This is a genomic window from Novosphingobium sp. 18050 (assembly GCF_902706195.1).
In the GTDB taxonomy this organism is placed as follows: domain Bacteria; phylum Pseudomonadota; class Alphaproteobacteria; order Sphingomonadales; family Sphingomonadaceae; genus Novosphingobium.
The window spans coordinates 1-2,216 of sequence record NZ_CACSJO010000066.1 but is presented as its reverse complement, the minus strand read 5'-3'; the positions used below and the strand labels follow the sequence as shown (position 1 = coordinate 2,216).

General features: G+C 63.7%; 2 protein-coding genes. Both read left to right on the top strand.

The genetic code is table 11. The features are described 5' to 3' along the window. The first annotated feature begins 74 nt into the window (after nucleotides 1–74). Nucleotides 75–1,361, top strand: a complete 1,287-nt coding sequence (gene istA / locus GVL61_RS24360; protein WP_159983858.1) for an IS21 family transposase — start codon at nucleotides 75–77, stop codon at nucleotides 1,359–1,361. Further along, nucleotides 1,361–2,161: an IS21-like element helper ATPase IstB gene (istB, locus tag GVL61_RS24355; RefSeq protein ID WP_159983856.1), complete on the top strand. Its 801-nt coding sequence runs from the start codon at nucleotides 1,361–1,363 to the stop codon at nucleotides 2,159–2,161. The genes istA and istB overlap by 1 nt, the downstream gene beginning before the upstream one ends. The last annotated feature ends 55 nt before the right edge of the window (nucleotides 2,162–2,216 follow it).

Sequence of the window (2,216 nt, the reverse complement as noted above, 5' to 3'; positions counted from 1 at the left end):
TGTCAGACGAAATGAGAAACTGACCCCCTGCCGAATCTGAGAACTGACCCCTTCGGCTGAAGAGGGAAAGACAGATGACAAAAGGGATTCCAGAGTTTCCTGCACAGAGGTTGGCTGTGCAGGGAGAAGATATGCTTCAACCCGATGAGGTAGCAGCGATGGTGCGGCTGCATGAGCTTGGCTGGGGAGCGAAGCGGCTTTCGAAGGAGTTTGGTTGCGCCCGCAACACTGTGCGTCGCTATCTTCGCGCAGGCGGCACGGTGCCGTTCGCGAAGCCGGAGCGTAAAACGGCCTTCGATGGACTCGACGATTGGCTGCGCGAGCGCTTCTTCCGGCATGGCGGCAACGCGGATGTCATACGGCAGGAACTGGCCAGCGAGCATGGGATCGTGATCGGCCTGCGCTCGGTCGAACTTCGGGTACAGCGCTGGCGGCGCGAGCTCAGGGCGCAGAAGCGGGCGACGGTGCGCTTCGAGACGCCGCCCGGCCATCAGTTGCAGATCGACTTCGGCGAGTCCCGGGTATGGATCGGCGACGAGCGGGTGCGCGTCCATTTGTTCGTGGCGACACTGGGGTATTCGCGCCGGATGCACATCCAGCCCTCGCTGCGCGAGCGCCAGGTCGACTGGTTCGAAGGAATGGAAGGCGCGTTCCTGCGGTTCGGCGGCGTGCCAGCTGAAGTCCTGGTCGATAATGCCAAGGCGCTGGTCGAACATCATGACGCGGCAACACGGGAAGTGCGGTTCAATGCTCGTCTCCACACCTTTGCGCGTTACTGGGGCTTCTCGCCGCGAGCTTGCGCTCCATACCGGGCGCGTACCAAGGGCAAGGATGAGCGAGGCGTCGGATATGTGAAGCGTAATGCAGTCGCTGGCCGCCGCTTCGCGAGCTGGGGCACCTTCGTCGCGCACCTCGATCAATGGAACCGGGAGATCGCCGACGTGCGCGTGCACGGGACCACAGGCGAACTGCCGCTCGTTCGCTTCGCCGACGAGGCCGGTGCACTTCGCCCGCTCGGTGGCCGTGCTCCGTTCGGGCAACTGCGTGACCTGATCCGCAAGGTTCGGCCCGACTGTGCTATCGACCTCGACACCAACAGCTACTCGGTTCCCTGGCGCCTGGTCGGCGAAACGGTCCAGGTCGTGGTCCTCGCCGGCCGCGTTATCGTGCGCCACGCCGGCGAGGTGGTAGCTGACCATCCCATGTGCGAGGGGCGCCGGCAACGGGTGATCGACCGGGCGCATCTGGCGGGTCTGGTGGGCACCGGCACCTTCCGCGCTGCCACATCACCGCCAATGCCATCGCCAGCCTTGCTGCGGCCGCTTTCTGAGTACGAGGCTCTGGTCGGAGGAGGTTGGTGATGACGGCCATCGATCATGAGACGCTGGTAGCGATGCTGGACCGGCTCAAGCTCTCGGCGATCCGGGATCAGCTCGACACGCTGCTGGACGAGGCAGCGCGCTCGAAAATGACCCTGCGAGAAGCACTGGCGTTCTTCGTGTCACGCGAGATTGCGCGGCGCGATGAGCGGCGTATCTCCATGGCAAGCAAGCTTGCCCAGTTCCCGTTCGTGCGCGAGATCGACGGCTTCGAGTTCGATGCCCAGCCCTCGCTCGATCCTGGCCAGATCCGAGAGCTCGTAACCTGCCGCTGGATCGCCCATGGCGACACCACGTTGTTCCTGGGGCCTCCAGGAACGGGCAAGACGCATCTCGCGGTGGCGTTGGGGCGGGAAGCGATCCGGCAGAACTACTCGGTCCAGTTCGTCACTGCGGCGACGCTGGTGGCCATGCTGGCAAAGGCGCACGGCGACGGAACGCTCGACAAGCAGCTGACGCTGCTTGCTCGGCCCAAGCTGCTGATCATCGACGAGCTCGGCTATCTGCCCTTCGAGGCCAATGCCGCGCATCTCTTCTTCCAGCTGGTGTCGCGCCGCTACGAAAAGGGGGCGATCCTGATCACCTCCAACCGGTCGGTCGGAGAATGGGGCGGCGTCTTCGGCGATCCGGTAGTGGCGACGGCGATCTTGGATCGGTTGCTTCACCACTCAGCCGTGATCACCATCCGTGGCGATAGTTACCGACTTCGCGAAAAGCGTAGGTCCGGCCTTCTGCAGAAGGCCGGACCTACGCTTGAGAACACCGAAACCACCATGCCATGAGCGGGGGTCAGTTCTTCGCTTCGCCAAGGGGGTCAAACCCTCAGTTCGGTTGACA